This window comes from Streptomyces sp. MUSC 14 (assembly GCF_001866675.1).
Lineage (GTDB): Bacteria > Actinomycetota > Actinomycetes > Streptomycetales > Streptomycetaceae > Streptomyces.
In genome coordinates this window covers 1-1556 of record NZ_MLYN01000125.1, presented here as the reverse complement: position 1 = coordinate 1556, position 1556 = coordinate 1, and the positions used below count along the sequence as shown (strand labels likewise).

Below are 1556 nucleotides of genomic sequence, written 5' to 3'. Positions count from 1 at the left end.
CCCTCATCACCCGGCTCAACACCCTCCGGCGCCGGCACCCCGCGCTACAGCGCCTGCGGAATCTGCGTTTCCACCCGACCGACAACGACGCCGTGCTCGCCTACAGCAAGAGCACGGGGACGGACACGGTCATCGTGGTCGTCAACCTCGACCCGCATCACACCCAGGAGGCCACGGTCTCGTTGGACATGCCGCAACTCGGCCTGGACTGGGACGCCGCCCTGTCCGTACACGACGAACTGACGGGCGAGACGTTCCACTGGGGCAGGACCAACTACGTGCGTCTCACGCCCGGCGACGCGCCGGCGCACCTGCTCCACGTCGGGCGATCGACGCCCCAGATCGGAGGGCCCGCAGCGTCATGACCGTCAACGAACCCGTACCCGACACGTTCGAGGACACGCCCGCGGGGGACCGTGACCCGGACTGGTTCAAACGCGCCGTCTTCTACGAGGTCCTGGTCCGCTCCTTCCAGGACAGCAACGGCGACGGCATCGGCGACCTGAAGGGCCTGACGGCGAAGCTGGACTATCTGCAGTGGCTCGGTGTGGACTGCCTGTGGCTGCCGCCGTTCTTCAAGTCACCGCTGCGGGACGGCGGTTACGACGTCTCCGACTACACGGCCGTCCTGCCCGAGTTCGGCGACCTCGCCGACTTCGTGGAGTTCGTGGACGCCGCCCACCAGCGCGGCATGCGCGTCATCATCGACTTCGTCATGAACCACACCAGCGACCAGCACCCGTGGTTCCAGGAGTCCCGCAGGAATCCCGACGGCCCCTACGGCGACTACTACATGTGGGCCGACGACGACAAGCGGTACGAGGACGCCCGGATCATCTTCGTCGACACCGAGGCCTCCAACTGGTCCTTCGACCCGGTGCGCGGCCAGTACTACTTCCACCGCTTCTTCTCGCACCAGCCGGACCTCAACTACGAGAACCCCGCCGTGCAGGAGGAGGTCCTGGCGGCCCTGAAGTTCTGGCTCGACCTCGGCATCGACGGGTTCCGGCTGGACGCGGTCCCCTATCTCTACGCCGAGGAGGGCACCAACTGCGAGAACCTGCCCGCCACGCACGCCTTCCTCAAGCGCGTCCGCCGGGAGATCGACGCGATGTACCCGGACACCGTGCTGCTGGCGGAGGCCAACCAGTGGCCCGAGGACGTCGTCGACTACTTCGGCGACTACGGCACCGGCGGCGACGAGTGCCACATGGCCTTCCACTTCCCCGTCATGCCACGCATCTTCATGGCCGTACGCCGCGAATCGCGCTACCCGGTCTCGGAAATCCTCGCCAAGACCCCCGCGATCCCCTCGAAGTGCCAGTGGGGCATCTTCCTGCGCAACCACGACGAGCTCACCCTCGAAATGGTCACCGACGAGGAACGCGACTACATGTGGGCCGAATACGCCAAGGACCCGCGGATGCGCGCCAACATCGGCATCCGCCGCCGCCTCGCCCCCCTCCTCGACAACGACCGCAACCAGATCGAACTGTTCACCGCGCTCCTGCTCTCCCTGCCCGGCTCGCCGATCCTCTACTACGGCGACGAGATCG

General features: G+C 66.8%; 2 protein-coding genes. Both read left to right on the top strand.

What is annotated here, in order from left to right:
• Positions 1-365, top strand: a 365-nt coding sequence (locus tag BIV25_RS45745) for a DUF3459 domain-containing protein (protein ID WP_143076846.1), incomplete at its 5' end; no start/stop codon positions are given.
• Positions 362-1556: maltose alpha-D-glucosyltransferase (treS, locus tag BIV25_RS45740; protein ID WP_071378530.1), on the top strand; the 1195-nt coding region annotated here is incomplete at its 3' end. The genes BIV25_RS45745 and treS, both read left to right, overlap by 4 nt.